Raw genomic sequence first — 23,398 nt, 5'->3', positions numbered from 1 at the left:
GCATGGATCCCATGCTGGACCAGATGACCTTGTATCCCGTCGCCGACGACGTGCTCTTCGCACCCGGCGGCCGGGTCGTGATCAGGACCTACGGTGTCGCCTCGGCGGCCGATCCCCATGACGGCAAGCCGCGGCCGGTGGCGTACCGGACATGGGTCACCGGGGTCCGCGACCAGCCCCGCTACTGGCGCTGGGGGCACTTCGAAGACGCCCGCCGGGGACACCGCAAGGTCCTCGAATGGCTCACCGGGCGCGGACCGCAGCCCGCGCCCGTCAACTCCTAGATCGGCGAGTTCCAGCTCAGGACGACCCGTTCACCGTGCTCGTACCCCAGTGAGCTGTAGGTGCCCGTGTCGAGCCGGAGCAGCCTCCCCTCGGAGGCGGGCAGGCCGAGCCAGCGGGCCGCCAGCACCCGCAGGTAGTGGCCGTGCGCCACGAGCAGCACCGAGCTGTCCTCACCGGTGAGCGCGTCGACGGCCCGGGTGATCACCCGGTCGGCGCGCTCGCCGACGTGGTCGACGCTCTCACCCGGATGGGCCGAGTCGCCCGGGATGACGCCGTCGCGCCAGATGTACCAGCCCGGGATCGACTGCCGGATGGTGGCCGTGGTGACGCCCTCGTAGCCGCCGTAGTCCCACTCCCACAGGTCGGGGTCGGTCTCCCAGTCGGCGAGCCCGGCCAGCTCGACGGTCCTGGTCGCCCGCTGGGCCGGGCTGACCAGCACCAGCTCGAAGTCCTTGTCGCCGACCAGGGTGTTCAGGGCACGGGCCTGCGCCTCGCCGCGGGGGGTCAGCGGGATGTCGGTCCGTCCGGTGTGGCGGCCGACTCTGCTCCATTCGGTCTCGCCGTGGCGCAGCAGGATGATGTTCACCGAACCCATGATGGCCGGTGCCCGGTCGATAGTCTCTGATCGCGGACGTGTCGCGACAAAGGGGAGTTGGCGGATGGAACCGGTATCTGTGGGGTTGATCGGAGCCGGGCCGTGGGCCGGCATGATCCACGCGCCCAAGCTCGCCGCCGGGCCGGACACCCGGCTGGCCGGGATCTGGGCCCGCCGTCCCGAGGCCGCGCGCGAGCTCGCCGCCAGGCACGGCACCCGCGCGTTCGAGCTGCTCGACGAGCTCTTCGACCACTGCGACGCGGTGGCGTTCTGCGTGCCGCCGGGCGTGCAGGCCGAACTCGGGGTGCTGGCCGCGCAGGCCGGCAAGGCCCTGCTGCTGGAGAAGCCCCTGGCCGACAGCCTCGACGGCGCCCGGCGGCTCGCCGACGCCGTCGCCGAGACCGGCGTGGCGACGCAGATGGTGTTCTCCTTCCGGTACGCCACCGCGACCACCGCCTTCTTGGAGAAGGCCGCCGGGATCGAGCCGTTCGGCGGATACGCCGCCAACATCGGCGGCGCGCTGCACGGCGGCCCGTTCGCGACGCCGTGGCGGCTGGAGCGCGGCGCGATCCTCGACGTCGGCCCGCACATGCTCGACCTGCTCGACGCCGCGCTCGGCCCGATCGCCTCGGTGCGCGCCCACGGTGACACGCTCGGCTGGGTCGGGCTGCTGCTGGAGCACGAGACGGGCGCGGTCAGCGAGGCGTCGCTGACCATGGCCGCCACCGGCGACCTGCCCGACGCCCGCGTCGAGGTGTTCGGCCGGAAGGGATCGGCCACGCTGTTCGGGGCCATGCTGGGCGACGACGCCTTCGAGCGGATGGTCGCGCAGTTCGCCCAGACGGTCAGGAACGGCGGCGGCCACCCGCTCGACGCCGCCCACGGGCTGCGCCTCCAGCGGATCATCGCGGAAGCGGAGCGGCAGCTCTCCGCCTGAGCAGCAGGGCCAGGCCCAGCGCGAGCGCGGCGCTGCCGGCGGCCGGGACGAACGTGCCCGGCGTGAACCCGGTGACGGTCAGGGTGAGCAGCCCGGCCGCCGACAGCCCCACCGCCGCGACGGTCCTCGCGCGGGTCGGGCTCGCCGGGGGCGCCGCCTCGAACCGGGCCAGCAGCGCGGTCAGCACGGCCAGCACCAGCGACAACCAGCCGAGCCAGATCGGCAGCAGCAGCCACCACGCCGGCGACCACGGCTCAGGGGTCGCCACGCCGAACCCGACGAAGGCGACGCCGCCGACGGTGATGAGGGCGGTCATGTGCCAGAGGTAGAAGGTCATCATGCGGGGCGCCAGCCAGGCCAGCACCGGCGCGGGCAGCGCCCGGTTCAGCCGCTCGCGCGCCCACAACGCCAGGCCGAGCTGACCGGCGAAGACCACGAGCATCACGGCGCTCGGCGGGGCCATGTTCGACGGCATGCCCGGCATCCCGATCATGCTGGCCGGGTAGGGGCCGGCGAGCACCATGGCCGCCGTCATCCCGAACCCGGCGACGGCCGGCCACAGGGCCCGGCGGCCGGTCAGGTGGGCGAGCCTGCCCTGGGCGTACAGGAACCCGATCTGGTGGACGGCGAGCCAGACGAACACGACGTTCAGATATCCGGCGGCCTCGAACCCGGAGAACCGCACGACGTCGACGGCGAGCGCCCCGGCGGCGAACGCCGGGACCAGCACCCCGGCCCGCACCCGCGCCAGCAGCGGCGTGGTCACGACGGCGAGCAGGTAGACGGCGAGGAACCAGAGCAGCTGGCCGACCAGCCGCGAGGCCACCTCCAGCGGCTGCGCGGGCACGCCCAGCGCGCCCAGGAGATAGGGCAGCGGCAACCACACGGCGATCAGCGGCAGCACCGGCCAGCCCAGCCGCACCACCCGCCTGCCGATCCACTTCTCCGCGCTCTGGGGCTTGGCGGTCCAGCTCAGGTAGTTGGCCGCGCCCCCGGCGAAGAACACCAGCGGCATGACCTGGCTGACCCACGTGACCAGCGGCACCGACGCCAGCGCGTTGCCGGTGGCCAGGTCGCCCCCGCGGTCGAGCAGCACCGGCATCGTCCAGTGCTGCACCACGACGAGCACCATGCCCAGCACCCGCAGGACGTCGACGAACGGGTCGCGCGGCGAGGCCACGGGATGGACGGGATGGGGGTGGGTCATCGACATGGGGGGCCGCCTTCGGGGGGAATCGGTTCCCCTTGAGCCTCCCGAGAACGGCCGTCGAAGTCGGTCCCGCGGGCACCCGACTTGATCGACGGGTCTCCGCCACCGCGGATGGTAGTGCTGGCTACACCCCGCTCAGATAGGCCAGGACCGCCAGCACGCGGCGGTGGCCGCTGTCGCTCGGCGGCAGGCCGAGTTTGGCGAAGATGTTGCCCACGTGCTTGTGCACGGCCCGTTCGGTGACCACGAGCGAGGCTGCGATGTCGGTGTTGGAGTGGCCCTCGGCCATCAGCGACAGGACCTCGCGCTCGCGCGGGGTGAGCGAGTCGATCGGGTGGGCGTGCCGGCGGACCAGGAGCTGGGCGATGACCTCGGGGTCCATGGCGGTGCCGCCCTTGGCCACCCGCTCCAGCGCGTCGACGAACTCCGACACCCGGGCCACGCGGTCCTTCAGCAGATAGCCGATGCCGCCGCCGCCCCCGGCCAGCAGCTCCGTCGCGTAGGTCTGCTCGACGTACTGGGACAACACGAGGATCGGCTGGCCGGGGTGGACGCGGCGGACCTCCACGGCGGCGCGCACCCCCTCGTCGCGGAAGGTCGGGGGCAGCCGGATGTCGACCACGGCGATGTCGGGGCGGTGCTCGTCGACGGCCGTGTGGAACTCCGCGGCGGTGCCCACGGTGGCGACGACCTCGTGGCCCTCGGTGTTGAGCAGCAGCGTGAGGCCCTCGGCCAGCAGCACGCTGTCCTCCACGATGATCACTCGCACGGCAGCTCCACCCGCAGCGTCGTCGGCCCGCCGGGCGGGCTGGTCAGTGTGGTCACGCCGTCGAAGGCGCTGACCCGGCGGCGGATGCCGGCCAGCCCGGATCCGCCGTTCTCGTCGGCGCCGCCCCGGCCGTCGTCGGTGACCTCGGCGGTCAGCCTGTTCTCGGTACGCCGGACGCTCACCCTCGCCTTGCCGGCGGAGCTGTGCCGGGCGACGTTCGTCAGCGCTTCGGCGATCACGAAGTAGGCCGCCGCCTCGACCGCCCCCGGCAGCCCCCGGTCGGCCAGGATCGGCGGGTACATGCCGCGGATGATCCCGCGCAGCTCGGTCATGGTCTCCTCGGTGCTCAGCCGGGCCTCGGTGATCAGGGCGGCGGCCTTGCCCGGGTCGGTGGCCAGGACACGTTCGGCGATGCCGAGCCGCATGGCGATGGAGACCAGCCGGGCCTGCGCGCCGTCGTGCAGGTCGCGTTCGATGCGGCGCAACTCGTACCCGTGCGCGTCGAGCGCCTCGGCCACCCGCTCGGCCAGCCGCACGTGCTGCGGCGTCGCGAGCAGCGACCGGGCCAGCTGCGCCAGCCCCTCGGCGACCAGCGGCACGACCCGGAACCCGACGGCCGCGACCAGCGCCATGAACAACGGGACGGTGACCGCCACCGTCGCCCACGAGTCGAGCGCCCACGGCAGGTAGATGCGGTGGCCGGGCCCGAGCGCGTCCCACCAGAGCGGGAGCGACAGCGCCCAGCCGAGCGCGCCCCAGAACGCGATCGCCGGGATCGCGCCGAACGGGCCGGTGACCACGTGCTGGGCGAGGAACGCGAGGTCCCGCCAGGTCTGCGGGTCGCCCATGACCACGCGCACCCGGGTGAGCACGCCGCCCCTGATCGGGTGGTACGACGCCGTGACCGGCCGGCCGAGCCACGCCCCCGCGTTCCGCCGGGCCAGCGACGCGACGCCCCGGTTGAGCCGGATGGCGTAGGGGAGCAGGAGCAGCCCGAGGTAGGTCGCGGAGACGACGAGGGTGAAGACGGTGACGGCGATGGCCAGCAGGCACAGGGGGACCAGGAGGAGTCCCAGCAGAAGCCGCCCGGTCGCCGTGACGGTCCGCCGCACCATGCGGTCAGCATAGCCTCACGTTCCCGGCGAAAAGGCTGTTGGTAACCTATGGGACGCGTGACGCCGCAGCGAAGTCCGGTGTGAACCCGGCGCTGTTCCCGCAACTGTGAATCCCCGCCTGACCGGGGTGAGCCAGGTCGCCTGTGCGTCGCCGACGCCATCCCCTCGTGGAAAGGGTGATCCGTCCCCGGGTCTCTCGTTTCCGGCAACTCCCTTCGGAGGAAACTCGTGAGGCCCCTACGCACGGCCCTCGCGGGCGTGTTGCTGGGTGTCGCCCTGCTGTCCGGCTGCGGCAGCAGTGACACCGCCACCCCCGCCCCCGCCGCGTCCGCCGCTCCGAGCGGCCCCTTCCCCGTGACGGTCCAGGCCGCCAACGGCGCGGTGACGATCGCCGCCAGGCCGCAGCGGATCGTGTCGTTGTCGCCGACGGCCACCGAGTCGCTGTTCGCCATCGGCGCCGGGCCGCAGGTCACCGCGGTCGACGACCAGTCGAACTTCCCCGCCGAGGCCCCCAAGACCGACCTGTCGGGCTTCAAGCCCAACGTCGAGGCCATCACCGCGCGCAACCCTGACCTGGTGGTCGTCTCCAACGACCTCGAAGGCGTGGTCGCCGGGCTCGGCAAGCTGGGCGTGCCGGTGCTGGTGCTGACCGCCGCCACCAAGATCGACGACGCGTACGCCGAGATCGAGAAGCTCGGCACCGCCACCGGCAACCGCGTGAAGGCCGACGAGGTCGTGGCCGGCATGAAGCGCGAGCTCGCCGCGCTGGCCGCCGCCGCCCCCAAGGCCGAGCTGACCTACTACCACGAGCTCGACGTCACCCCCTACGCCGCGACCTCCACCACCTTCATCGGCCAGGTCTACGCCGTGTTCGGCCTGGTCAACATCGCCGACGAGGCCCCCGACGCGGCGGGCGGCTACCCCAAGCTGTCGGCCGAGTTCGTCGCCAAGGCCGACCCCGACCTGATCTTCCTGGCCGACGTGAAGTGCTGCGGGCAGAACGCCAAGGCCCTCGCGGAGCGGCCCGGCTGGGGCGGCCTGAAGGCCGTCGAGAACGGCGACGTGGTCGAGCTCGACGACGACGTCGCCTCCCGCTGGGGCCCCCGCGTGGTCGACCTGGCCAGGGCCATCGGCGCCGGGGTGGCCAAGGCCGCGGGCTGATGGCCGAGATCATCTCCACGGCCGGGGCTTTTTCCCGAGGACTCCCTCCGGAAGGGCGAACTGATCGCGCGGCCCTGTTCCGGGAGTTCCGCAGGGCGGGGGCGCCGGCCGATCGCGCCGATCTCTGCCGGGGCTTTCCCGCGGCCGCCTTCAGAGCTGCCCGCTGATGCGCAGGGGCGTGATGTTCGCGGGGGCCGCCGTCGTGCTGGCGGCCTGTATGACCGCCGGGCTCATGGTCGGCGCGGCCGGGCTGCCCCTGAAGGGGGTGGTGCTCGCGCTGGCCGACCGGTTGCCGTTCGTGTCGGCCCACTCCGGGCTGACCTCCCTGGAGACCGGGGTGCTGTTCGAGCTGCGGCTGCCCCGGGTGCTGCTCGGCGCCATGGTCGGCGGGCTGCTGGCCGTCGCGGGCGCCGGGTACCAGGGCGTGTTCCGCAACCCGCTGGCCGACCCCTACCTGCTGGGGGCCGCCGCCGGGGCCGGGCTGACCGTCACGCTGGTCATCGTGGCCGTGGGCGACGGGGCGGCGGTGCCCCTCGCGGCCTTCTGCGGGGCGGCGGGCGGGGTGCTGCTCGCGTACGGGCTGGGGCACACCGCGACCCGGGGCGGCGGCACCGCGACCCTGGTGCTCGCGGGGGTGGCGGTGACGTCGTTCCTGACCGCCGTGCAGACGTTCCTCCAGCAGCTCAAGGTCGAGGAGCTGCAGCGGGTCTACGCGTGGATCCTCGGCGACGTCGGCGGCGGGTGGGAGCAGGTCGTCATGTGCGCGCCCTACGCCGTGGTGGCCGCCGCGATCCTGCTGCTGCACGGGCGGCTGCTCGACGTGCTCTCGGTCGGCGACGACGAGGCCTCCTCGCTGGGCGTGCGGGCCGGGCGGGTGCGGCTGGTCGTGCTGGTCGCGGCCTCGCTGGCGACCGCCGCCGCCGTGTCGGCCGGCGGCCTGATCGGGTTCGTCGGCGTCGTGGTGCCCCACGCGGTCCGGCGGCTCGCCGGGGGGTCCTACCGGGTGGTGCTGCCGCTGTCGCTGCTGGCGGGCGGGGCGTTCCTGGTGACGGCCGACCTGATCGCCCGGACCGTGCTGGCCCCCGCCGAACTGCCCATCGGGGTGGTCACCGCGTTCGTCGGGGCGCCGTTCTTCGTCACCATCCTGCGGGCCACCCGGAAGGTGGAGACGTGACCGTCGAGATCACCGGCGTGGGCGTGGAGCTCGGCGGGCGGCCGGTGCTGCGCGGCGTGACGGCCACCGCCCGCGAGGGCCGCTGGCTGGCCGTCATCGGGCCCAACGGGGCCGGGAAGTCGACCCTGCTCAAGGCGGTCATGGGGCTGCTGCCCTGCACGGGGCTGATCACCGTCGCAGGCCGTCCGGTACGCGACCTCGCGCCCCGCGACCGGGCCCGGCTGCTGGCCTACGCGCCGCAGAGCCCGCTGCTGCCGCCCGACATGACCGTCCACGAGTACGCCCTGCTGGGGCGCACGCCGTACATCCCCTACTGGGGGCGCGAGAGCGCCCGCGACACCGAGACGGTCCGCGCGGTGCTCGACCGCCTCGACCTCACCGGCCTGGCCGCGCGGCCCCTGGAGCGGCTCAGCGGCGGCGAGCGCCAGCGGGTCGTGCTGGCCCGCGCGCTCACCCAGGAGGCGCCCGTGCTGCTGCTCGACGAGCCGACCACCGCGCTCGACCTCGGCCACCAGCAGCAGGTGCTGGAGCTGGTCGACCGGCTGCGCCGCGACGACGGCCTCACCGTCGTCAGCACCCTCCACGACCTCACCCTGGCCGCCCAGTACGCCGACGACCTGCTCCTGATGAGCGGCGGCACGGCCGTCGCGGCCGGCGGGCCCGGCGAGGTGCTCACCGAGGAGCTCGTCACCCGCCACTTCGGCGCCCGCGTGACCATCGGCGCCGGCCCGGCCGGACGGCCGGTCGTGCACCTGCGCCGCCCTACTGGGTGAACTTCACGCTGCTCACGATCGTCGTGATCGTCGTGTCGTCACACTTGGCCGTCGGGCAGAAGAACGTCATCAGCGCCGACGGCTGGCCGGTGCGGGTCACCAGGTAGGTGCGGAAGTCGAGCCGCCCCACGCCGGACGCGTCGCTCAGGAAGCCGCTGACCTTGAAGCCGGGCTGCCCGCCCACCGTCGTCGGCGACGGCGGCGCCGGGATCGACACCACCCCGGGCAGGGTCGCCTGGAGGCCCGCCTGGACCGACTCCAGCGCGTCGCTGGCCGAGATCGTGTCGGTGGTCTGGGCGACCACGCCGCTCGACTTGTCGGGGGAGCCGGTGATGATCGGGTTGACCCCCGACCAGTCGGGGTTGCCGGGCACGCTGAACAGCGCGTCGAAGGCGTCGGCCGACGCCGCGATGGTGACGTGCTGGTCGGAGTAGTCCTTGCGCGTCCACGTGGACGGGTAGCTGAAGCTGTAGGGGGCCGCGACGTTGCCCGGGAAGCTCTCCCACGACGCCTGGCCGTCGCCGCCGCTCTGGCTCACGACGTAGACCGCGCCCGCCGCGATCAGGCCCAGCGCCAGCACCCCGCCGATCACCGGGACCAGCGGGAACCTCTTGTTCTGCGGCACCCCGGCCGGGGCCGTCGCCACCTGCGACACCCGCGAGGGATACGACGGATGCGACGGATGCGTGTAGGGCGGGTTGGAGACCGGGTTCTGGTAGACGGTGCCCGGAGGCTGCGACGGCCACGACTGCCGGGGGCCCGAGATCGGGCTGGGCAGGTCGCCCTCGGTGCCGCTGATCGCGTCGCGCAGGGCCGACACGAACGCCGTGCACGTCGGGTAGCGGTCGAGCGGCGACTTCGACAACGCCCGCGACAGCACCTGGTTGACCGCGTGGGGCAGGTCGGGACGGTAGGGGGTCAGCGGCGGCGGGTCGTGGGAGACGTGCGCGTAGAGCAGCGCCAGCTCGGTGTCGCGCTGGAACGGCGGCAGCCCGGCCAGCGCCTCGTAGACGACGCACGCGAAAGCGTAGCCGTCGGCGCGGCCGTCGACCGGCAGGCCCCGGATCTGCTCGGGCGCGACGTAGCGCGGCGTGCCCATGAAGTGGCCGTGACTGGTCAGGCCGGTGTCGGCCGAGGAGCTCTTGGTGAGGCCGAAGTCGGTCAGGTAGACGTGGTCGTTGCCGGTGACCAGGATGTTGGCCGGCTTCACGTCGCGGTGCACCAGCCCGTTCGCGTGGGCCTCGTCGAGGGCCGAGGCGATCTGCGAGAACAGGTGGTTGGCCCGCGCCACCGGCAGCGGGCCGTTGCTCTGCACCAGCTTGCGCAGGTCGCTGCCGCCGTCGACGTAGCGCATCGCGATGAACAACATCCCGTCGTGCTCGCCGGCCTCGTAGATCGGGATGATGTGCGGGTGGTCGATCGAGGCCACCAGCCGCGACTCGCGGACGAACCGGTCGCGGAACCGGCTGTCCTCGGCCAGCTGCGGGGCCAGCACCTTGAGCGCGACCGCGCGGCCGAGCCGCTGGTCGCGCGCGCGGTAGACGGTGGCCATGCCGCCCCGGCCGACCACCGCCTCGATCGTGTAGTCGCCGATCCGCTGACCCACCAGCGCCGGCAGTTCAGCGCTCATGGCGCGTCCGACGGATGACCGCAGAAGCCGCAGAACCGGTGGGCGTGGCCCAGCCGCATGCCGCACTGGGTGCAGAACTTCTTCGACGTCCCGCCGGGGTTCGAGCCGGGGTCGGAGACGTGCGGCCGACCTCCCGCCGGCGAGATGTCCATGACAGGCTGCCCGGGATTCGGAGTGCGGTAGACCTCCGTCTGGGCCGGCCATGACGTGACTAAGGCGTGGTTCTCCCCCGATGTGTCCTGCTGATCCACCCCGTTGCGCCGGCGCCGCAGCAGGAACGGCACCGACCCGGCCACGACGGCCCCCACGAGCACGACCCCCCCGGTGATCCAGATCCACGACGCCACGCCCGGCTTCGGCGCCGGGACGGGGACGGGCGCGGACTTCTTCTTCGCCGCGTCCTCGGCGGTGTTCGCCTTGGCCTTCGAGATGCGGAGGTACTCGAGCGCCACGGCGTGGTCCTGCCGCAGGGTGAGCACCTGCTGGAGCACCGGCGCCGCGTTGCCGTAGAGCTTGTTGTGGTAGGCGGCGAGCGCCTGTTCGTAGACGACGTCGACGGGTCCCCGGCGGGGCGTCACCCCGGCCGCCACCAGGGCGGTGCGGATGTCGTCGACGGGCGTGACGGTCGCGGGCAGGCTGCCGCCCCCCGACAGCACCCCGACCACCTCGCTCTTGCGGTCGTCGATCACCGCTGCGCCGATCGCGCCTGCTTCGATGAGTTTGTCGATTTTGTCACGTTCCGCCGCTTTGAAGTTGCGGCTGCCCGGCGGGTCGAAGTGGGCCGTGTCCATCTTCGGCGGCGCCTTGGCCGACGGTCGGGCGGCCAGCGTCATGACGTCGACCGACTCGACCTCGGCGCCGATCGTGGTGCCCATCGGCACGGTCGGCAGGTTGTTCTTCGGGCCCGCGTTGACCTTCAGCACCGCCGGGGCCGACGGCGCGTCGCCGGCCGAGAGCACCTCGGCGTCGAGGCCCTCGGGCAGGGGCGGGTCGAGATAGGGGAAGGCGGTCACCTTCGTGTCGACCGTGGCGTTGCAGGTCGAGTTCTGGGTGCGCGGCGGATAGCAGGCCTGGAGACGGATGTTGAGGTCGGGGTCGTCGACCGTGTGGCGGTCGAAGTCGGCCGGGATGTCGACCTTGAAGTACTCGGCGAAGACCCGGTTGGCGGCGTACACCTGCAGGTCCTTGTCGGGCCGGACGACCTGGGTCGCCGTCACGATCACGCCGTCGGGCGTCACCGTGAATCCGCTGCCGGTCGCCAGCTCGACCTCGTATTCGCGCTCGAAGCGCTGAAGACGGGCCCGGTCGTCGATGAGGGTGACGGAGACCGTGGACTCGGACTCCACCCGGACCGCTCCCGGGGTGACCCGGTCGGTCGATCCGCTGGGGTGGGGATGCAACAAGGGCATGCCCAGGACACCCAGGGCACCGAGCCCCGCGATGACAGCCAGGCGGGGCATGTCCGCCTCCTTACCGATGACGACGAATTCCAGCGTCTCAGTGGCCGGAAACCCCGGCAAGAGTTCACACGGTCACCGAAACTCATCTGATACCGGCCAAGGATCACGCCAAGGCTTGCATTTCACTTGCAATCGGATCGAAGGTGGCGACCTGCCGCTTCGCGGGGCGACCAGGACACACTAATCTGCCACCATGGCCCTCCGCATCCCCGCGCCCTCACGGAGCGACCTCCTCATCGGCGCCGCCGTCGCGGCCGTCGGCATTCTTGAGGCCTTCACCTCCGCGACCTCCTACGGCGCCGCCCAGAATCCCGAGCTCTGGTGGATCCCGCAGGCCCTGATCGCGGGGGCCGTGCTCTGCTTCCGCCGGACGTCGCCCGTGATCGTCTTCGTGGCGACCGTGGTGATCCAGTTCCTCTGGCACCGGCAGGGCTATGAGATGTGCCAGGTGCACCAGCAGATCGCGCTGCTGATCGCGTTCCACTCGCTGGGCGCCCACCTGTCGTGGAAGCGGGGAGCCGTCTGGGGGCTCGGCGGGATCTTCGTCTTCGACATCGGCGCGGTCGACATGCGGCCGCTGCCCGTCGACGAGATCATCTTCCTCACCGTCCTGTTCGGCTTCGCCTACCTGACCGGCGTGGGCCTGCGCGCCTGGCTGGTCAGAGCCCAGAAGGCCGCCCGGCAGGCCGCGCTGGCCGAGGTCGAGCGGGAGCGCCGGGCCACCGAGGCGGTCGCCGCCGAGCGCAGCCGGATCGCCCGCGAACTGCACGACGTGGTCGCCCACAGCGTCAGCATGATGGTCATGCAGGCCGCCGCGCTGCGCCGCGCGCAGGGCGGCGAGAACCCCGTGCTGGCCGGGATCGAGCAGTCCGGCCGCGACGCCGTCAACGAACTGCGGGTGATGCTGGGCGCGCTGCGCATGCCGCAGGACGAGGCGCTGCCCCAGCCCGGTCTCGACATGGTGCGGAACCTCATCTCCACGGTCAGCAACACCGCCCTGCGGGTCACCCTGACGGTCACCGGCGAGCCGGTCCGGCTGGCGCCGGGCCTCGACCTGTCGGCCTACCGGATCGTGCAGGAGGCGCTCACCAACGCGGTGAAGTACGCCGGCGAGGCCGACGTCCAGATCAAGATCACTTACCACCCGCTCTCGGTCACGCTGGAGGTGACCGACAACGGGAAGGCCGCCGGCGCCGGCGGGTTGTCGACCGGCAACGGCCTCATCGGCATGCGCGAGCGGGCCGAGCTGTTCGGCGGCACGCTCGACGCGGGGCCGCGCGAAGAGGGCGGGTTCCGCGTCTGCGCGGTGCTGCCGACGTCTCCCGGGGTCGTCCTGGTATGAGCGAGAGCATCAGGATCGTCCTCGCCGACGACCAGGCCATGATCCGGGCCGGGCTCCGCATGGTGGTGGAGAGCGAGCCGGGCATGGAGGTCGTGGGCGAGGCCGCCGACGGCGTGGAGGCCGTCGCGGTGGCCCGCCGGGTGCGGCCCGACGTCGTCCTGATGGACATCTCGATGCCGCGCATGGACGGCCTGACCGCCGCCCGGCAACTGCTCGACGCGCCCAGCCCGCCCAAGGTCATCATGCTGACCACCTTCGACACCGACGAGAACCTCTACGCCGCCCTGCGGGCCGGGACCAGCGGCTTCCTGCTCAAGGTGTCGCCGCCCGAGCAGCTCGTGGAGGCGATCAGGGTGGTCGCCGCCGGCGACGGGCTGCTCGACCCGGCGGTCACCACGCGGGTGATCGCCTCCTTCGCCGGCCGCCACGAGCCGGTCCGGCCGCCGCAGCTCGCCGAGCTGACGCCGCGTGAGCTGGAAGTGCTCCGCATGCTCGCCAAGGGCCTCACCAACGCCGAGATCGCGAGCGCGCTCTTCGTCGGTGAGGCCACGGTCAAGACCCATGTGGCGCGGGTGCTGATGAAGCTGAACCTGCGCGACCGCGCTCAGGCGGTCGTGTTCGCGTACGAGTCGGGCGTGGTGACGCCCGGCGCGGTCGGGTAGTAGGAGATCCACTCCGCGTCCGACATGCGCAGGATCTTGACGCCCCAGTAGCCGAAGGCGATCACCGGGACGCCCCAGGTGACGAGGGTGACCGGGCCGTACTCCAGGACGAAGCCGATCCACCAGCCGATCAGGATCAGGATGGTCGTCCACAGCGGGGCGAACTTCGCCCGCCACAGGGCGATGGCGACCAGGCCGGCCCCGATCGGGCCGAAGAACAACCAGGGCATCTGGAAGCCGAAGACCACGCCGGGCAGGTTGAACATCTCGTCGAAGATCTTCGCGGCCTGCTCGGGGGTGTTGTGCTGCCCCAGGTACCACTCGACCGGGTCGACCATCAGCAGCGCCGACAGCGCCAGGAAGCCGACAACGGCCATCGTGCCGCCGATGTGGGCGAGCACCGCACCCCGCTTGCGGGCGAAGTGCAGCACGCCGATCAGCGCGACCGGGAGCAGCATCCACGACCAGTGGTAGAGCGCCGACTGGAGCTGCGCCATGGCCGGGTTGTCCTGGTAGCTGACCGACTCGCGGATGTCGCCCCAGGTGCCGGGGTCGACCACGACGGCGACGAACTGCAGCAACGGCGAAACGATCAGCAGCAGGCCGGTGGCCCAGCGCCGGAAGCCGGTGGAACTCGTGAACATCTCTCGTCTCCCCCTCGGGTATCTCTCAACGGGGCGGACGTTACGGACGCGGGGGCGGGGGTTTCGTCCGTCAGGAGGGTGATCCGCCGTCACTCCAGAGAGTGACTTGCGGTTACATCCGGACATTGGCATATATTTTTCGTCAAGAGGTATCGATAGCAGGAGAATCTTCATGACTGCGTTCCCCAAGGTGCTGTTCGACGAGGGTCACAGCGAGGCATGGACGATCCGGCGCGACGTCGCCCAGGCGATGAACCCCGGCCACCCCGACGACAACTCCTACGCCCGGGCGGCCGATCTTCTCCGCCGGCTGGGACACCAGGTTTCCGCCCACACGGACGGGCCGCTCGTCCTCGACGGGCAGGACGTGCTGGTCATCGCCCACCCGTCGGCGCAGCGCTGGGAACGCACCACCGGTCTGGGCAGCCCCGTGTTCACGACCGAGGAGATCGACGCGGTCGAGGCCTTCGTGGCGGCCGGGGGAGGGCTCGTCGTCCTCGCGGAGGAGGAGCAGGAGAAGTACGGCACCAATCTGGGTGATCTGCTGTCCCGCTTCGGCGTGAGCGTCGTGCACACGACCGTCCAGGACCCGGCCAACCGGTTCAACAACGTGGCCTCCTGGGTGCTCGGCGAGCCGGTGCGCGCCTCGATCGACGGGGCCGACGTGCTGGCCGGGGTCCAGCGGGCCTGCTTCTACCGGGCCGGCGTGCTGGAGGCCCCCGAGGCGAGCGCCCTCTTCCGGACCTCGGGCAGCGCCACCCCGGCGAACGCGGCGCTCGCCGTCGCGCTGCCGTTCAAGAAGGGCCGGGTCGTCGTGGTCGCCGACTCCGACCTGTTCGGCGACGACTCGATCGGCGACCTCGACCACGCCCGCCTGTGGGGCAACCTGGTGACCTGGGCGGCCCGCTCGCCCGAGGCCGGCACGAGCGCCGCGGCCGGACGGCCGGAGTTCGCCGCGCTCAAGGAGGCCGTCGAGGCGCTCAGGCCGTACACGGAGAAGGACGGCACCTTCACCGGCGACACCGCCTTGATCACCCGGGTCGCCGAGGAGGTCGCCGCCCTGGCCCCCCGGTTCCCGCACGACGAGGTCTACCTGTCCGAGGTGCGCAAGGACCTGGCGAAGTGGGCCGAGACCGGCGGCAGACCCGACTTCCTCGACTCGCTGAACGCCTTCCACCCCGACGAGCAGCGCGTCGACGGGCTGGAGCACCTCGTGGTGTTCCCCATGTACACCCAGAACGGCAACCCCAACCGCCACCTGGAGGCGGTCTGGATCAGAACCGTCTGGCCGCAGTGGCTGGCCGACCTGGAGGCCGGGGGCTACGACAACCCGATGTTCGTGCCGATCGCCTTCGTCGACTTCACCGCCGGGTACGACACCGACTCCGCCGTGCTGTTCCCCGAGACCGTGGTGGTCCGGGAGACCCCGCCGCGCTTCACCTGGGGCGGCATCTTCTGCGACCGCGAGGCCGCCCGCTTCCGCATGGTGACCGGCGCCGCCGCCACGACCCTGAGACTCGACCTGCCGCCGGACGCCGCCCGGCTGGTCGCCTCCCAGGAGCTCGCCCAGGAGACCTTCACGATGTGGGACCTGGTGCACGACCGCACCCACTCCCACGGCGACCTGCCGTTCGACCCGTTCATGATCAAGCAGCGGATGCCCTACTGGCTCTACAGCCTCGAGGAGCTGCGCTGCGACCTGACCGCGTTCGGCGAGGCCGTGAAGCTGGAGGCCGACGGCGTGCCGCACGCCCGCTACGTGCAGCTCGCGATCCTGTTCGACCGGCTGTTCCGGTTCCCGATCACCGGCGCGCGGGTGCGCAACTACGACGGGCTCGGCGGCCAGCTGCTGTTCGCCTACCTGCACCGCAACGACATCGTCCGGTGGACCGACAACCGCCTGTCGATCGCCTGGGACCGGGTCGCGGGCGGCGTCGCCGACCTGCGGGCCGAGGTGGAGAAGCTCTACCGCGACGGCATCGACCGGTCGAAGCTGGCCCACTGGATGGCCGCCCACGACCTCGTCGCCGCCTACGTCGCGCCCCACCCGGCCTCGAAGTGGGCCGTGCGGGACCTGCCGGAGGAGCAGAAGGCCATGGTCGACGCCGTGCTGCCGGACGAGTTCCCCCTGAGCATGTTCTACGAGGCGCTGCGCCGTAAGCTCGCCGACGTGATCGAATCGACGAAGGGTGTGCGCTGACGATGAGCCGCGTCATTCTGGTGCTGGGCGCGGGCGGTCCCGCCGGGCGGGCCGTGGTGCGGAGGTTCACCGACCTCGGCGACACCGTCATCGGGGTCGACCGCTCGGGCGCCGAGGGCTGCCTGAAGGCCGACCTCCTCGACCTCGACCAGGTGCGCGACCTGGCGGCCCGCGTCCGCGCCGAGCACGGCCGCGTCGACGGGATCCTCCACCTGGTCGGCGGCTGGCGCGGGGCCAAGACGTTCGCCGAGACGCGCCTCGACGACTGGGCCGACCTCAACGACCTGCTGGTCCGCACCCTCCAGCACGTCACGCTCGCCTTCGAGCCGCTGCTGAAGGCGGGCGACGACGGCCGCTTCGCGATCGTGTCGGCCAAGGCCGCCGAGGCCCCCACCCAGGGCAACGCCTGCTACGCCGCCGCCAAGGCCGCCGCGGAGGCGTGGACGCTGGCCTTCGCCGACGCGCTCAAGGGCAGCAACGCGGCCGCCTCGATCGTCGTGGTCATGGCGCTGGTGCACGACGCGATGCGGCGGGCCGCGCCGGAGAAGCCGTTCCGCGGCTTCACCGACGTCGCCGACCTCGCCGACGCCCTGGCCGGCCTGTGGGACCTGCCCGTGACCGAGGCCAACGGCCTCAGATTGGACCTGACCGCCCGTGGGAACTGACGCGGTGCGGCGCCACGACCCGGCGCTGAAGGGCTTCGCCAGCGACAACTACGCCGGCGTCCACCCCGAGATCCTGGAGGCGATCGCCCTCGCCAACGGCGGCCACCAGGTCGCCTATGGCGACGACGTCTACACCTCGGCGCTGCGGAACGTGTTCCGCCGCCACTTCGGCGAACGGGCCGAGGCCTATCCCGTCTTCAACGGCACCGGCGCCAACGTGGTCTCGCTGCGCGCGATGTGCCAGCCGTGGGAGTCGGTCGTCTGCGCCGACACCGCCCACGTCCACGTCGACGAGGGCGGCGCGCCCGAGGTCACCGGCTCCCTCAAGCTGCACACCGTCCGCACGCCCGACGGGAAGCTCACCCCCGACCTGGTCGGCACGCAGGCGTGGGGGTTCGGCGACGTCCATCGGGCCCAGCCCCGGGTGCTGACGATCACCAACGCCACCGAGCTCGGCACGGTCTACACGCCCGATGAGATCGCCGCGCTGACCGAGCACGCCCACGCGCGCGGCATGGTCGTGCACGTCGACGGGGCGCGGCTGTGCAACGCCGCCGCCGCGCTCGACGTGCCGCTGCGGGCGCTGACGACCGACGTGGGGGTCGACGTGGTGTCGTTCGGCGGCACCAAGCTCGGGCTGATGCTCGGCGAGGCCGTGGTCGTGCTCAACCCCGAGGCGGTGCGCGGGCTGCCGTACATCCGGAAGACGAGTATGCAGCTCGCCTCCAAGATGCGGTTCGTGTCGGCGCAGTTCGAGGCGCTGCTCGCCGGCGACCTGTGGTTGCGCAACGCCCGCAACGCCAACACGATGGCCGCGCGGCTGGCGGAGAAGGCCGCCGAGATCCCCCACGTCACGCTGTCGCGGCGGCCCCAGGCCAACGCGGTCTTCGCCACCCTGCCCGGCGAGGTCGCCGACCGGGTCCGCAAGGACTTCCCGTTCTACACCTGGAACCAGGAGACGGGCGAGGTGCGGTGGATGTGCTCGTTCGACACCACCGAGGAGGACGTGGACGCCTTCGTCGCGGCGCTCGCCGACGGGTAGATAACCTTGTCCCCGTGCCGTTACGGGTCGTGATCGCCGAAGACAACCTGCTGATGCGCGAGGGCGTGGAACGTGTGCTCTCGCGCGATCCCGATCTGAGCGTCGTGGCGGCGTGCGCCGACCTCGGCGGGCTGCTCGCCGCCGTCGCGGAGCACCGGCCCGACGTCGTGGTCACCGACGTCCGCATGCCGCCGACGTCCACCGACGAGGGCATCCAGGCCGCCACGAAGCTGCGCGCCGGGTCGCCCTCGACGGGCGTGGTGGTCCTCTCGCAGTACGCCGAGCCGTCCTACGCCACGATGCTGCTGGCGGGCGGCAGCGCCGGGCGGGCCTACCTGCTCAAGGAGCGGGTGGGCGAGCCCGGCCAGCTCGTCGAGGCGGTCCGCGCGGTGGCGCGGGGCGGGTCGGTCATCGACCCGGTCGTCGTCGAGGGCATCCTGGCCGACTCGCTGCGGCGGCGTGCCTCTCCGCTCGCCGCGCTCACTCCCCGTGAGCGCGATGTGCTGGCCCAGATCGCCCAGGGCAAGAGCAACGCGGCCGTCGGCGAGACGCTCTACCTGAGCGAGAAGTCGGTCGAGAAGCACATCAGCGTGGTGTTCGCCAAGCTCGGGCTGGAGGCCGCCCCCGACGTGAACCGGCGGGTGCTGGCCGTGCTGCTCTACCTGTCGGAACAGGAGGGGTAACACCCTTAGCGACGGGCGTCCCACCCGGCACCATGGAGTGCCATGGGGTCCGTCGAAGTTCTCATCGTCGACGACCAGGCGCCGTTCCGGGCCGTCGCGCGGCGGCTGGTCGCGCTGGTCGCCGGCTGGCGCGTGGCCGGCGAGGCGGAGTCGGGGGAGGAGGCCGTCGCCGCGGCCGCCCGCCTGCGGCCCCACGTGGTCGTGATGGACATCAACCTGCCCGGCATCAGCGGCATCGAGGCCACCCGGCGCATCCTGGCCGGGCAACCCGGCGTCACCGTGGTGCTGGTGTCCACGTACGCGGCCGAGGACCTGCCGCCCGACGCCTGCAGTTGCGGGGCGGCCGGCTACATCCGCAAGGAGGACCTGACGCCCGCCCGCCTGAGGGCGCACCTGGCGGCCATCAACCCGCCCATGCCGTGGACGCCCGCTCCCGGCGGGGTCGACGACGAGCAGAGGTAGACGCCCTCAAGAGGGGTGCGCCACGGCCGGCGCGACACCACCGGGCGGCCGAGAAACTGGCGCAGGTCGGCCGCGCCGCCGCCGATGTCCCCGCCGACGTAGTTGGCGTCGTGGTCCTCCAGGGCGCGCGGGCCCATGGTGTGGCGGGCCAGGACCACATCCCGGAAGCCGGGGGCGAACCGTTCGATCTGGGCCTCGATCGCGTCGGTCATGTCGCCGTCGTAGCCGTTCGGGACGTGGCAGTAGGCCCACAGGGTGCGGTGACCCTCGGGGGCCCGCGACGGGTCGGGAGGCTGCACCAGGAGGACGTAGGGGCGGTCGCAGACCCGTCCGCGCACGGCGGCCCGCTCGCTCGCGGCGATCTCCTCCAGGGTGCCGCCGAGGTGGACCGTCCCCGCCTTCGCGACCTCCGGGTCGCGCCAGGGGACCGGGCCGCCGAGCGCCCAGTCGACCTTGAACACGCCCGGACCGTAGCGGTAGCGCCGCATCTTCCGGGCGTAGGCCTCGGGCAGGTCGGCCATCTCCAGGAACTGGCGCGGGGTGACGTCGAGCAGGACCGTCTCGGCGTCGGGGAGCTCCTTCAGCGCGGTCACCCGGTGGCCGGTGACGGCCTCGCCGCCCAGGTCCCGCAGCCGGGCCACCATCGCGTCGGCCATCACCTGCGAGCCGCCCTTCACCACCGGCCAGCCGACCAGGTGGGCCGTCGCGGCCAGCAGCACCCCGTATCCGGCGGAGATGGGGCCGCCCAGGTCGAGCATCGAGTGGGCGGCCATCCCGGCCAGCGCCGCGCGGGCCCGGGGTCCGCGGAACAGCAGGCCGGCGGCCGTCGTGGCGGGGAGGGCGCCGGTGAGGCCGTACCGGATCAGGGAGAGGGGGGCCTTCGGCAGGCCGAGGGGCGCGAGCAGGCTGTCGACCAGGGGGAAGCCCGCCTTCGCGGCGGCGCCGACGGTGGCCAGGTAGGCCGCGCCGTCGCGGCCCAGGCCCGCCGCCGTCCGCTCGGCCGAGCGGTGGAACAGCACGGCCGGGCCGTCGTCGAACGGGTGGGCGGCCGGGATCTCCGGGTGGAGCGGCTCGACGCCCAGGCCGGGCAGCCGGTCGCGGAGCGCGGGGGAGGCCAGCGCGGTCGCGATCACGGTCGCGCAGACGTCGTGGGTGAAGCCGGGCAGGGTGAGCCCGGCGCTGCGCAGGCCGCCGCCGAAGGCGCCGGCCGCCTCCAGCAGCAGGACGCGGCGACCCGACTCGGCCAGCTCCAGCGCGCCGGTCAGGCCGTTGGGGCCCGAACCGACGACGACGGCATCGAACTCAGGCATGTGGGATCTCCCCGCGGATCGTGGTGCCGGCGCCGATCGCCGAGTCGACGGTCAGAGTTCCGCCGATCGCGCCGAGCCGGTCGCGCATGTTGACGAAGCCGTGCCCCTCACCAGCGGATTCGAACCCGGCGCCGTCGTCGGTCACGGTGAACCGCAGCACCTTGTCGTCGGCGGTGATCTCCACCTCGATCGCCGCGTCGGCCCCGGCGTGCTTGCCCGCGTTCTGGATCGCCTCCAGGCAGCAGAAGTAGACGGCGGCCTCGGTCTCCTCGGAGAACCGCCGGGGCAGGTCGACGGAGACCGCGCACGGCAGCGCCGACCGCCGCGCCGCCGAGCGCATCGCCTGGTCGAGGCCGTGGTTGCGCAGCAGCGGCGGATAGACGCCGTGGGCCAGCTCCCGCAGGGCCCCGATGGTGCCCTGCACGTCCTCGCGGAGTTCGCCCATCATCGTGCGGGCGACGTCGGGGTCCTCGGCGATGATCTCCCCGGCCAGGCTGAGCTTGACCGACAGGGCGACCAGGTGCTGCTGGGCGCCGTCGTGCAGGTCCCGTTCGATGGCGCGGCGGGCGGCGTCGGCCGAGGTCACGATGCGCAGCCGGGAGGCCTGGAGCTCCTCGTTGCGGCGGCGCAGCTCGTCGAGGCTGGCCTGGAGCGCGGAGTCGAGCCGCATGTTGTGCAGGGCCAGGCCGACCTGGCGGGCGAGCTGCACGAGCACCTGGTCGTCGTTCTCGGAGAAGGGCGGGGCGTCGGGCGGGCGGCGTACCACGATCATGCCGAGCAGCTCGCCCAGGTGGGCGGCGGGCGCGACGCGCACCAGGCCGCCGCCCTCGGGGAGCATGCCGGGCAACCAGATGGCCAGCCACGACGGGCCGCCGATCCGGGTGCGGCCGACGATGACGCGTTCGCGCTCGTTCAGGGTGATGCGCTCGGGCGGCAGGTCGGGCACGCTGACCGTGCGCTGGAGCACGCCGTCGGAGCCGACCCAGATCTCCGCGCCCGCCGGGGCCATCGCCGCCTTCAGCGACTCGGCGAGCTGGAGCAGCAGCTCGTCGAAGGGGACGGCACGGCTCATGCGGGCGCCGAAGGTCGCCAGGATCTCCTCCGGCGGCACGCCGCCCCGCCCGGTGATCGCGCGAGCGGTGTGCAGGAGGCGGTTGCGTACCGGGATGGCGAGGATCGCCACCACCAGCGCCGCCGCCATCGAGGAGACCAGCAGGTCGCGCTCGCTCTCGGCCGGAAGGCGGCCCAGGCCCAGCACCACCACCAGGTAGACGCTCGCGATCATCACCGCGAACCCGGCCACCACCACGGCCTCCAGCAGCGCCTTCTCCCCGACGTGCGCGGTCGGCGGCAGATGCCCGAACAGGGCCCCCACCGGCACGATCACCAGCGCCCCGACGAGCCACGCCATCGGCGTCCGCGGCACCCCCAGCAGCAGGTGGAGCCCGATGATGACGGCGCCCGCCGCGGCGGCCAGCAGCAGCGCGGCGCCGGTCCACTGCAAAGCCGCCCGCTGCCGGGGTGAGGCCGGCCCGCAGCGCGCCACGATCGCGGCGGTGCCGGCCCCGGCCGCGACGACGGCGGCGGTGGCGTAAGCGCCGGGGGAGACCTCGACGAGGAGGGTGAGCGCCAGCCCGCCCAGCGTGCCCAGGCCCGTGACGATCCTTCTCGGGAGCGTCTTCAGGTCGCCGTCGGGCAGCGCCAGGGCGAACCCGAGCCACCCGGCGATGGCCAGCGGCACCGCCTGCGGCCAGATCGCCGCCGCGCCCTGAAGCACCGCCACCAGGCCCGCCCAGCGGGCGACGGCGGGCCGTCCGGAGGCCAGGCACCCGGCGGCCGCGATCACCCACCCGGCGGCGACCACGGCGCTGGCGGTGTCGGCGGCGTCGTTGAACCCGGCGCCGAGCGTCACCAGCGCGGCGACGCCCCCGATCGTCGCGGTGAGCACGCGGTTCATCGGATACCTCCGAGGAAATCCCCGTCTTCAGACGGGGGAAGAATCGAACCCCTGCGGAGCAGGACAGTGGCAGGCGATTGGCTGTCAGATGGAGCACCAAATCGAACAATTGAACGAGTCTTAGTTGATCTCGTCAAAAGATGTGAGGCATGGCCCAGATCGTGAAGCGGTCCTACAAGTACCGCTTCCACCCGACCCCTGGACAAGCCTTCGAGCTGGCGCGGACCTTCGGCTGCGTCCGCCTCGTGTACAACAAAGCCCTCGACGAGCGCACCCGCGCCTACACCATGGAAGGTCGCCGTGTCTCCTACGCGGAGTCCTCGGCCAGGCTGACTGAGTGGAAGAAGACGCCGGCGCTCGCCTTCCTGGGCGAGGTGTCGTCGGTCCCTCTTCAGCAAACACTTCGCCACCTTCAGGTCGGGTTCGCGAACTTCTTCGCCAAGCGGGCCAAGTACCCGACGTTCAAGTCCCGCAAGAAGTCGCGAGTGTCGGCTGAGTACACCCGGTCGGCGTTCCGCTGGCGTGACGGGCAACTGACGCTGGCGAAGATGGACGCACCGTTGACCATCGTTTGGTCGCGTCCGCTTCCGGAGGGCGCCGAGCCCTCCATGGTGACCGTGTCGAAGGACGCGGCGGGCCGCTGGTTCGTGTCCATCCTGGTCGAGGAGAAGATCGCACCTCTGGTCCCGGTCGGGCAGTCGGTGGGTGTCGACGCGGGCATCACCGCCTTGGCGACGCTCTCCACTGGAGAGAAGATCGTCAATCCAAAGCACGAGAAGGCCGATCGCAAGAAGCTGGCCAAGGCCCAGAGGTCGCTGGCCCGCAAGGAGAAGGGCTCGGCCAACCGGGACAAGGCGCGGCAGAAGGTGGCCCGCCTCCACGCCCGCATCGCCGACCGCAGGCGCGACTTTCTGCACAAGCTCACCACTCGACTCGTCCGTGAGAACCAAGCGGTCGTGATCGAAGACCTCGCCGTCCGGAACATGGTGCAAAACGGCAAGCTTGCCCGCGCCATCAGTGACGCGTCGTGGCGCGAGCTGCGATCGATGCTGGAGTACAAGGCGGCCTGGTACGGGCGCGGACTCGTCGTGATCGACCGCTGGTTCCCCAGCAGCAGGCTGTGCTCCGCCTGCGGCACGATCCAGCAGTCCATGCCGCTGGGCGTCCGTACTTGGGAATGCTCCTGCGGTGTCCTGCACGACCGCGACGTCAACGCCGCGCGCAACATCCTGGCCGCCGGGCTGGCGGACAGGTGAAACGCCTGTGGAGCTGGTGTAAGACCTCAACGGAGACTCCGGGCGGGCGACTGGCCGTGAAGCAGG

At 72.3% G+C, this 23,398-nt stretch carries 22 protein-coding genes; 13 read left to right on the top strand and 9 right to left on the bottom strand.

The window, feature by feature from the left end:
- The first annotated feature begins 23 nt into the window (after window positions 1-23).
- Entirely contained in the window at window positions 24-284 is a 261-nt protein-coding gene (locus tag GT755_RS14760) for a hypothetical protein (protein ID WP_231515285.1), read from the top strand.
- On the opposite strand, the gene GT755_RS14755 is transcribed toward GT755_RS14760, so the two are convergent.
- The gene (locus GT755_RS14755) at window positions 281-871 is read right to left on the bottom strand and encodes a histidine phosphatase family protein (RefSeq protein ID WP_407929410.1); all 591 of its coding nucleotides are present in this window, start codon (window positions 869-871) and stop codon (window positions 281-283) included. The two genes, GT755_RS14760 and GT755_RS14755, sit on opposite strands and share 4 nt — an antisense overlap.
- A gap of 73 nt (window positions 872-944) precedes the next feature.
- Between GT755_RS14755 and GT755_RS14750 the strand changes: the two genes are divergently transcribed.
- Window positions 945-1,817 carry a Gfo/Idh/MocA family protein gene (locus tag GT755_RS14750; RefSeq protein ID WP_161480288.1) on the top strand — a complete coding sequence of 291 codons (873 nt, stop codon included), beginning with the start codon at window positions 945-947 and terminating at the stop codon, window positions 1,815-1,817.
- On the opposite strand, the gene GT755_RS14745 is transcribed toward GT755_RS14750, so the two are convergent.
- The 3 genes from GT755_RS14745 to GT755_RS14735 form a co-directional block, all read right to left on the bottom strand.
- Complete coding sequence (locus GT755_RS14745; RefSeq protein WP_161480287.1) at window positions 1,783-3,030, bottom strand: acyltransferase family protein; 1,248 nt, start codon at window positions 3,028-3,030, stop codon at window positions 1,783-1,785. The genes GT755_RS14750 and GT755_RS14745 overlap by 35 nt on opposite strands.
- A gap of 121 nt (window positions 3,031-3,151) precedes the next feature.
- On the bottom strand, window positions 3,152-3,796 hold the full coding sequence (locus GT755_RS14740; protein WP_161480286.1) for a response regulator transcription factor: 645 nt from the start codon (window positions 3,794-3,796) through the stop codon (window positions 3,152-3,154).
- Window positions 3,787-4,911 carry a sensor histidine kinase gene (locus GT755_RS14735; protein WP_161480285.1) on the bottom strand — a complete coding sequence of 375 codons (1,125 nt, stop codon included), beginning with the start codon at window positions 4,909-4,911 and terminating at the stop codon, window positions 3,787-3,789. Before GT755_RS14735 ends, GT755_RS14740 begins: the two co-directional genes overlap by 10 nt.
- A gap of 228 nt (window positions 4,912-5,139) precedes the next feature.
- Here GT755_RS14735 and GT755_RS14730 point away from each other — a divergent pair, with 228 nt between their 5' ends.
- From GT755_RS14730 to GT755_RS14720, 3 genes are all read left to right on the top strand, one after another.
- Complete coding sequence (locus GT755_RS14730; protein ID WP_161480284.1) at window positions 5,140-6,072, top strand: ABC transporter substrate-binding protein; 933 nt, start codon at window positions 5,140-5,142, stop codon at window positions 6,070-6,072.
- Window positions 6,073-6,238: 166 nt separating this feature from the next.
- On the top strand, window positions 6,239-7,246 hold the full coding sequence (locus GT755_RS14725; RefSeq protein ID WP_161480283.1) for a FecCD family ABC transporter permease: 1,008 nt from the start codon (window positions 6,239-6,241) through the stop codon (window positions 7,244-7,246).
- Window positions 7,243-8,019: an ABC transporter ATP-binding protein gene (locus tag GT755_RS14720; RefSeq protein ID WP_161480282.1), complete on the top strand. Its 777-nt coding sequence runs from the start codon at window positions 7,243-7,245 to the stop codon at window positions 8,017-8,019. Before GT755_RS14725 ends, GT755_RS14720 begins: the two co-directional genes overlap by 4 nt.
- Here GT755_RS14720 and GT755_RS38590 read toward each other — a convergent pair.
- Both GT755_RS38590 and GT755_RS14710 read right to left on the bottom strand, forming a co-directional pair.
- Window positions 8,009-9,649, bottom strand: a complete 1,641-nt coding sequence (locus GT755_RS38590; protein ID WP_202610037.1) for a serine/threonine-protein kinase — start codon at window positions 9,647-9,649, stop codon at window positions 8,009-8,011. The two genes, GT755_RS14720 and GT755_RS38590, sit on opposite strands and share 11 nt — an antisense overlap.
- Window positions 9,646-11,109, bottom strand: a complete 1,464-nt coding sequence (locus tag GT755_RS14710) for a S1C family serine protease (protein WP_161480281.1) — start codon at window positions 11,107-11,109, stop codon at window positions 9,646-9,648. The genes GT755_RS38590 and GT755_RS14710 overlap by 4 nt, the downstream gene beginning before the upstream one ends.
- 193 nt (window positions 11,110-11,302) lie before the next feature.
- Between GT755_RS14710 and GT755_RS14705 the strand changes: the two genes are divergently transcribed.
- Both GT755_RS14705 and GT755_RS14700 read left to right on the top strand, forming a co-directional pair.
- Window positions 11,303-12,451, top strand: a complete 1,149-nt coding sequence (locus GT755_RS14705; protein WP_161480280.1) for a sensor histidine kinase — start codon at window positions 11,303-11,305, stop codon at window positions 12,449-12,451.
- Entirely contained in the window at window positions 12,448-13,113 is a 666-nt protein-coding gene (locus tag GT755_RS14700; protein ID WP_161480279.1) for a response regulator, read from the top strand. Before GT755_RS14705 ends, GT755_RS14700 begins: the two co-directional genes overlap by 4 nt.
- Here the strand turns inward: GT755_RS14700 and GT755_RS14695 are convergent.
- Complete coding sequence (locus GT755_RS14695) at window positions 13,056-13,757, bottom strand: hypothetical protein (protein WP_161480278.1); 702 nt, start codon at window positions 13,755-13,757, stop codon at window positions 13,056-13,058. The genes GT755_RS14700 and GT755_RS14695 overlap by 58 nt on opposite strands.
- A 172-nt stretch (window positions 13,758-13,929) precedes the next feature.
- Here GT755_RS14695 and GT755_RS14690 point away from each other — a divergent pair, with 172 nt between their 5' ends.
- Genes GT755_RS14690 through GT755_RS14670 form a run of 5 tightly spaced genes read left to right on the top strand, consistent with a single transcriptional unit; the run spans window position 13,930 to window position 18,809 of the window.
- Window positions 13,930-15,957 carry a DUF6421 family protein gene (locus tag GT755_RS14690; RefSeq protein ID WP_161480277.1) on the top strand — a complete coding sequence of 676 codons (2,028 nt, stop codon included), beginning with the start codon at window positions 13,930-13,932 and terminating at the stop codon, window positions 15,955-15,957.
- Window positions 15,958-15,959: 2 nt separating this feature from the next.
- Complete coding sequence (locus tag GT755_RS14685; protein ID WP_161480276.1) at window positions 15,960-16,622, top strand: SDR family NAD(P)-dependent oxidoreductase; 663 nt, start codon at window positions 15,960-15,962, stop codon at window positions 16,620-16,622.
- Window positions 16,612-17,664, top strand: coding sequence for a threonine aldolase family protein (locus GT755_RS14680; RefSeq protein ID WP_161480275.1), 1,053 nt, complete (start codon window positions 16,612-16,614; stop codon window positions 17,662-17,664). Before GT755_RS14685 ends, GT755_RS14680 begins: the two co-directional genes overlap by 11 nt.
- Before the next feature lie 14 nt (window positions 17,665-17,678).
- Window positions 17,679-18,347: a response regulator transcription factor gene (locus GT755_RS14675; RefSeq protein WP_030450597.1), complete on the top strand. Its 669-nt coding sequence runs from the start codon at window positions 17,679-17,681 to the stop codon at window positions 18,345-18,347.
- A gap of 42 nt (window positions 18,348-18,389) precedes the next feature.
- Complete coding sequence (locus tag GT755_RS14670) at window positions 18,390-18,809, top strand: response regulator (RefSeq protein WP_161480274.1); 420 nt, start codon at window positions 18,390-18,392, stop codon at window positions 18,807-18,809.
- Here GT755_RS14670 and GT755_RS14665 read toward each other — a convergent pair.
- Window positions 18,695-20,119 (bottom strand): phytoene desaturase family protein, encoded by a 1,425-nt coding sequence (locus GT755_RS14665; RefSeq protein WP_161480273.1) that lies wholly within the window; start codon window positions 20,117-20,119, stop codon window positions 18,695-18,697. The two genes, GT755_RS14670 and GT755_RS14665, sit on opposite strands and share 115 nt — an antisense overlap.
- Entirely contained in the window at window positions 20,112-22,076 is a 1,965-nt protein-coding gene (locus GT755_RS14660; protein ID WP_161480272.1) for a sensor histidine kinase, read from the bottom strand. Before GT755_RS14660 ends, GT755_RS14665 begins: the two co-directional genes overlap by 8 nt.
- A gap of 149 nt (window positions 22,077-22,225) precedes the next feature.
- On the opposite strand from GT755_RS14660, the gene GT755_RS14655 reads away from it, so the two are divergent.
- Complete coding sequence (locus tag GT755_RS14655; RefSeq protein ID WP_161480271.1) at window positions 22,226-23,332, top strand: RNA-guided endonuclease InsQ/TnpB family protein; 1,107 nt, start codon at window positions 22,226-22,228, stop codon at window positions 23,330-23,332.
- The last annotated feature ends 66 nt before the right edge of the window (window positions 23,333-23,398 follow it).

Source organism: Herbidospora solisilvae, from assembly GCF_009901565.1.
Classification (GTDB): Bacteria; Actinomycetota; Actinomycetes; order Streptosporangiales; family Streptosporangiaceae; genus Herbidospora; species Herbidospora solisilvae.
Note: the sequence above shows the minus strand (reverse complement) of the source record. Positions and strands in the feature narration are given on the sequence as shown.

Bases quoted from the DNA above. Each gene is read 5' to 3' on its own strand.
- GT755_RS14760 (WP_231515285.1), top strand. From the start codon at position 24: ATGACCTTGTATCCCGTCGCCGACGACGTGCTCTTCGCACCCGGCGGC.
- GT755_RS14750 (WP_161480288.1), top strand. From the start codon at position 945: ATGGAACCGGTATCTGTGGGGTTGATCGGAGCCGGGCCGTGGGCCGGC.
- GT755_RS14745 (WP_161480287.1), bottom strand. From the start codon at position 3,030: ATGTCGATGACCCACCCCCATCCCGTCCATCCCGTGGCCTCGCCGCGC.
- GT755_RS14735 (WP_161480285.1), bottom strand. From the start codon at position 4,911: ATGGTGCGGCGGACCGTCACGGCGACCGGGCGGCTTCTGCTGGGACTC.
- GT755_RS14725 (WP_161480283.1), top strand. From the start codon at position 6,239: ATGCGCAGGGGCGTGATGTTCGCGGGGGCCGCCGTCGTGCTGGCGGCC.
- GT755_RS38590 (WP_202610037.1), bottom strand. From the start codon at position 9,649: ATGAGCGCTGAACTGCCGGCGCTGGTGGGTCAGCGGATCGGCGACTAC.
- GT755_RS14710 (WP_161480281.1), bottom strand. From the start codon at position 11,109: ATGCCCCGCCTGGCTGTCATCGCGGGGCTCGGTGCCCTGGGTGTCCTG.
- GT755_RS14705 (WP_161480280.1), top strand. From the start codon at position 11,303: ATGGCCCTCCGCATCCCCGCGCCCTCACGGAGCGACCTCCTCATCGGC.
- GT755_RS14700 (WP_161480279.1), top strand. From the start codon at position 12,448: ATGAGCGAGAGCATCAGGATCGTCCTCGCCGACGACCAGGCCATGATC.
- GT755_RS14695 (WP_161480278.1), bottom strand. From the start codon at position 13,757: ATGTTCACGAGTTCCACCGGCTTCCGGCGCTGGGCCACCGGCCTGCTG.
- GT755_RS14690 (WP_161480277.1), top strand. From the start codon at position 13,930: ATGACTGCGTTCCCCAAGGTGCTGTTCGACGAGGGTCACAGCGAGGCA.
- GT755_RS14685 (WP_161480276.1), top strand. From the start codon at position 15,960: ATGAGCCGCGTCATTCTGGTGCTGGGCGCGGGCGGTCCCGCCGGGCGG.
- GT755_RS14670 (WP_161480274.1), top strand. From the start codon at position 18,390: ATGGGGTCCGTCGAAGTTCTCATCGTCGACGACCAGGCGCCGTTCCGG.
- GT755_RS14665 (WP_161480273.1), bottom strand. From the start codon at position 20,119: ATGCCTGAGTTCGATGCCGTCGTCGTCGGTTCGGGCCCCAACGGCCTG.
- GT755_RS14660 (WP_161480272.1), bottom strand. From the start codon at position 22,076: ATGAACCGCGTGCTCACCGCGACGATCGGGGGCGTCGCCGCGCTGGTG.
- GT755_RS14655 (WP_161480271.1), top strand. From the start codon at position 22,226: ATGGCCCAGATCGTGAAGCGGTCCTACAAGTACCGCTTCCACCCGACC.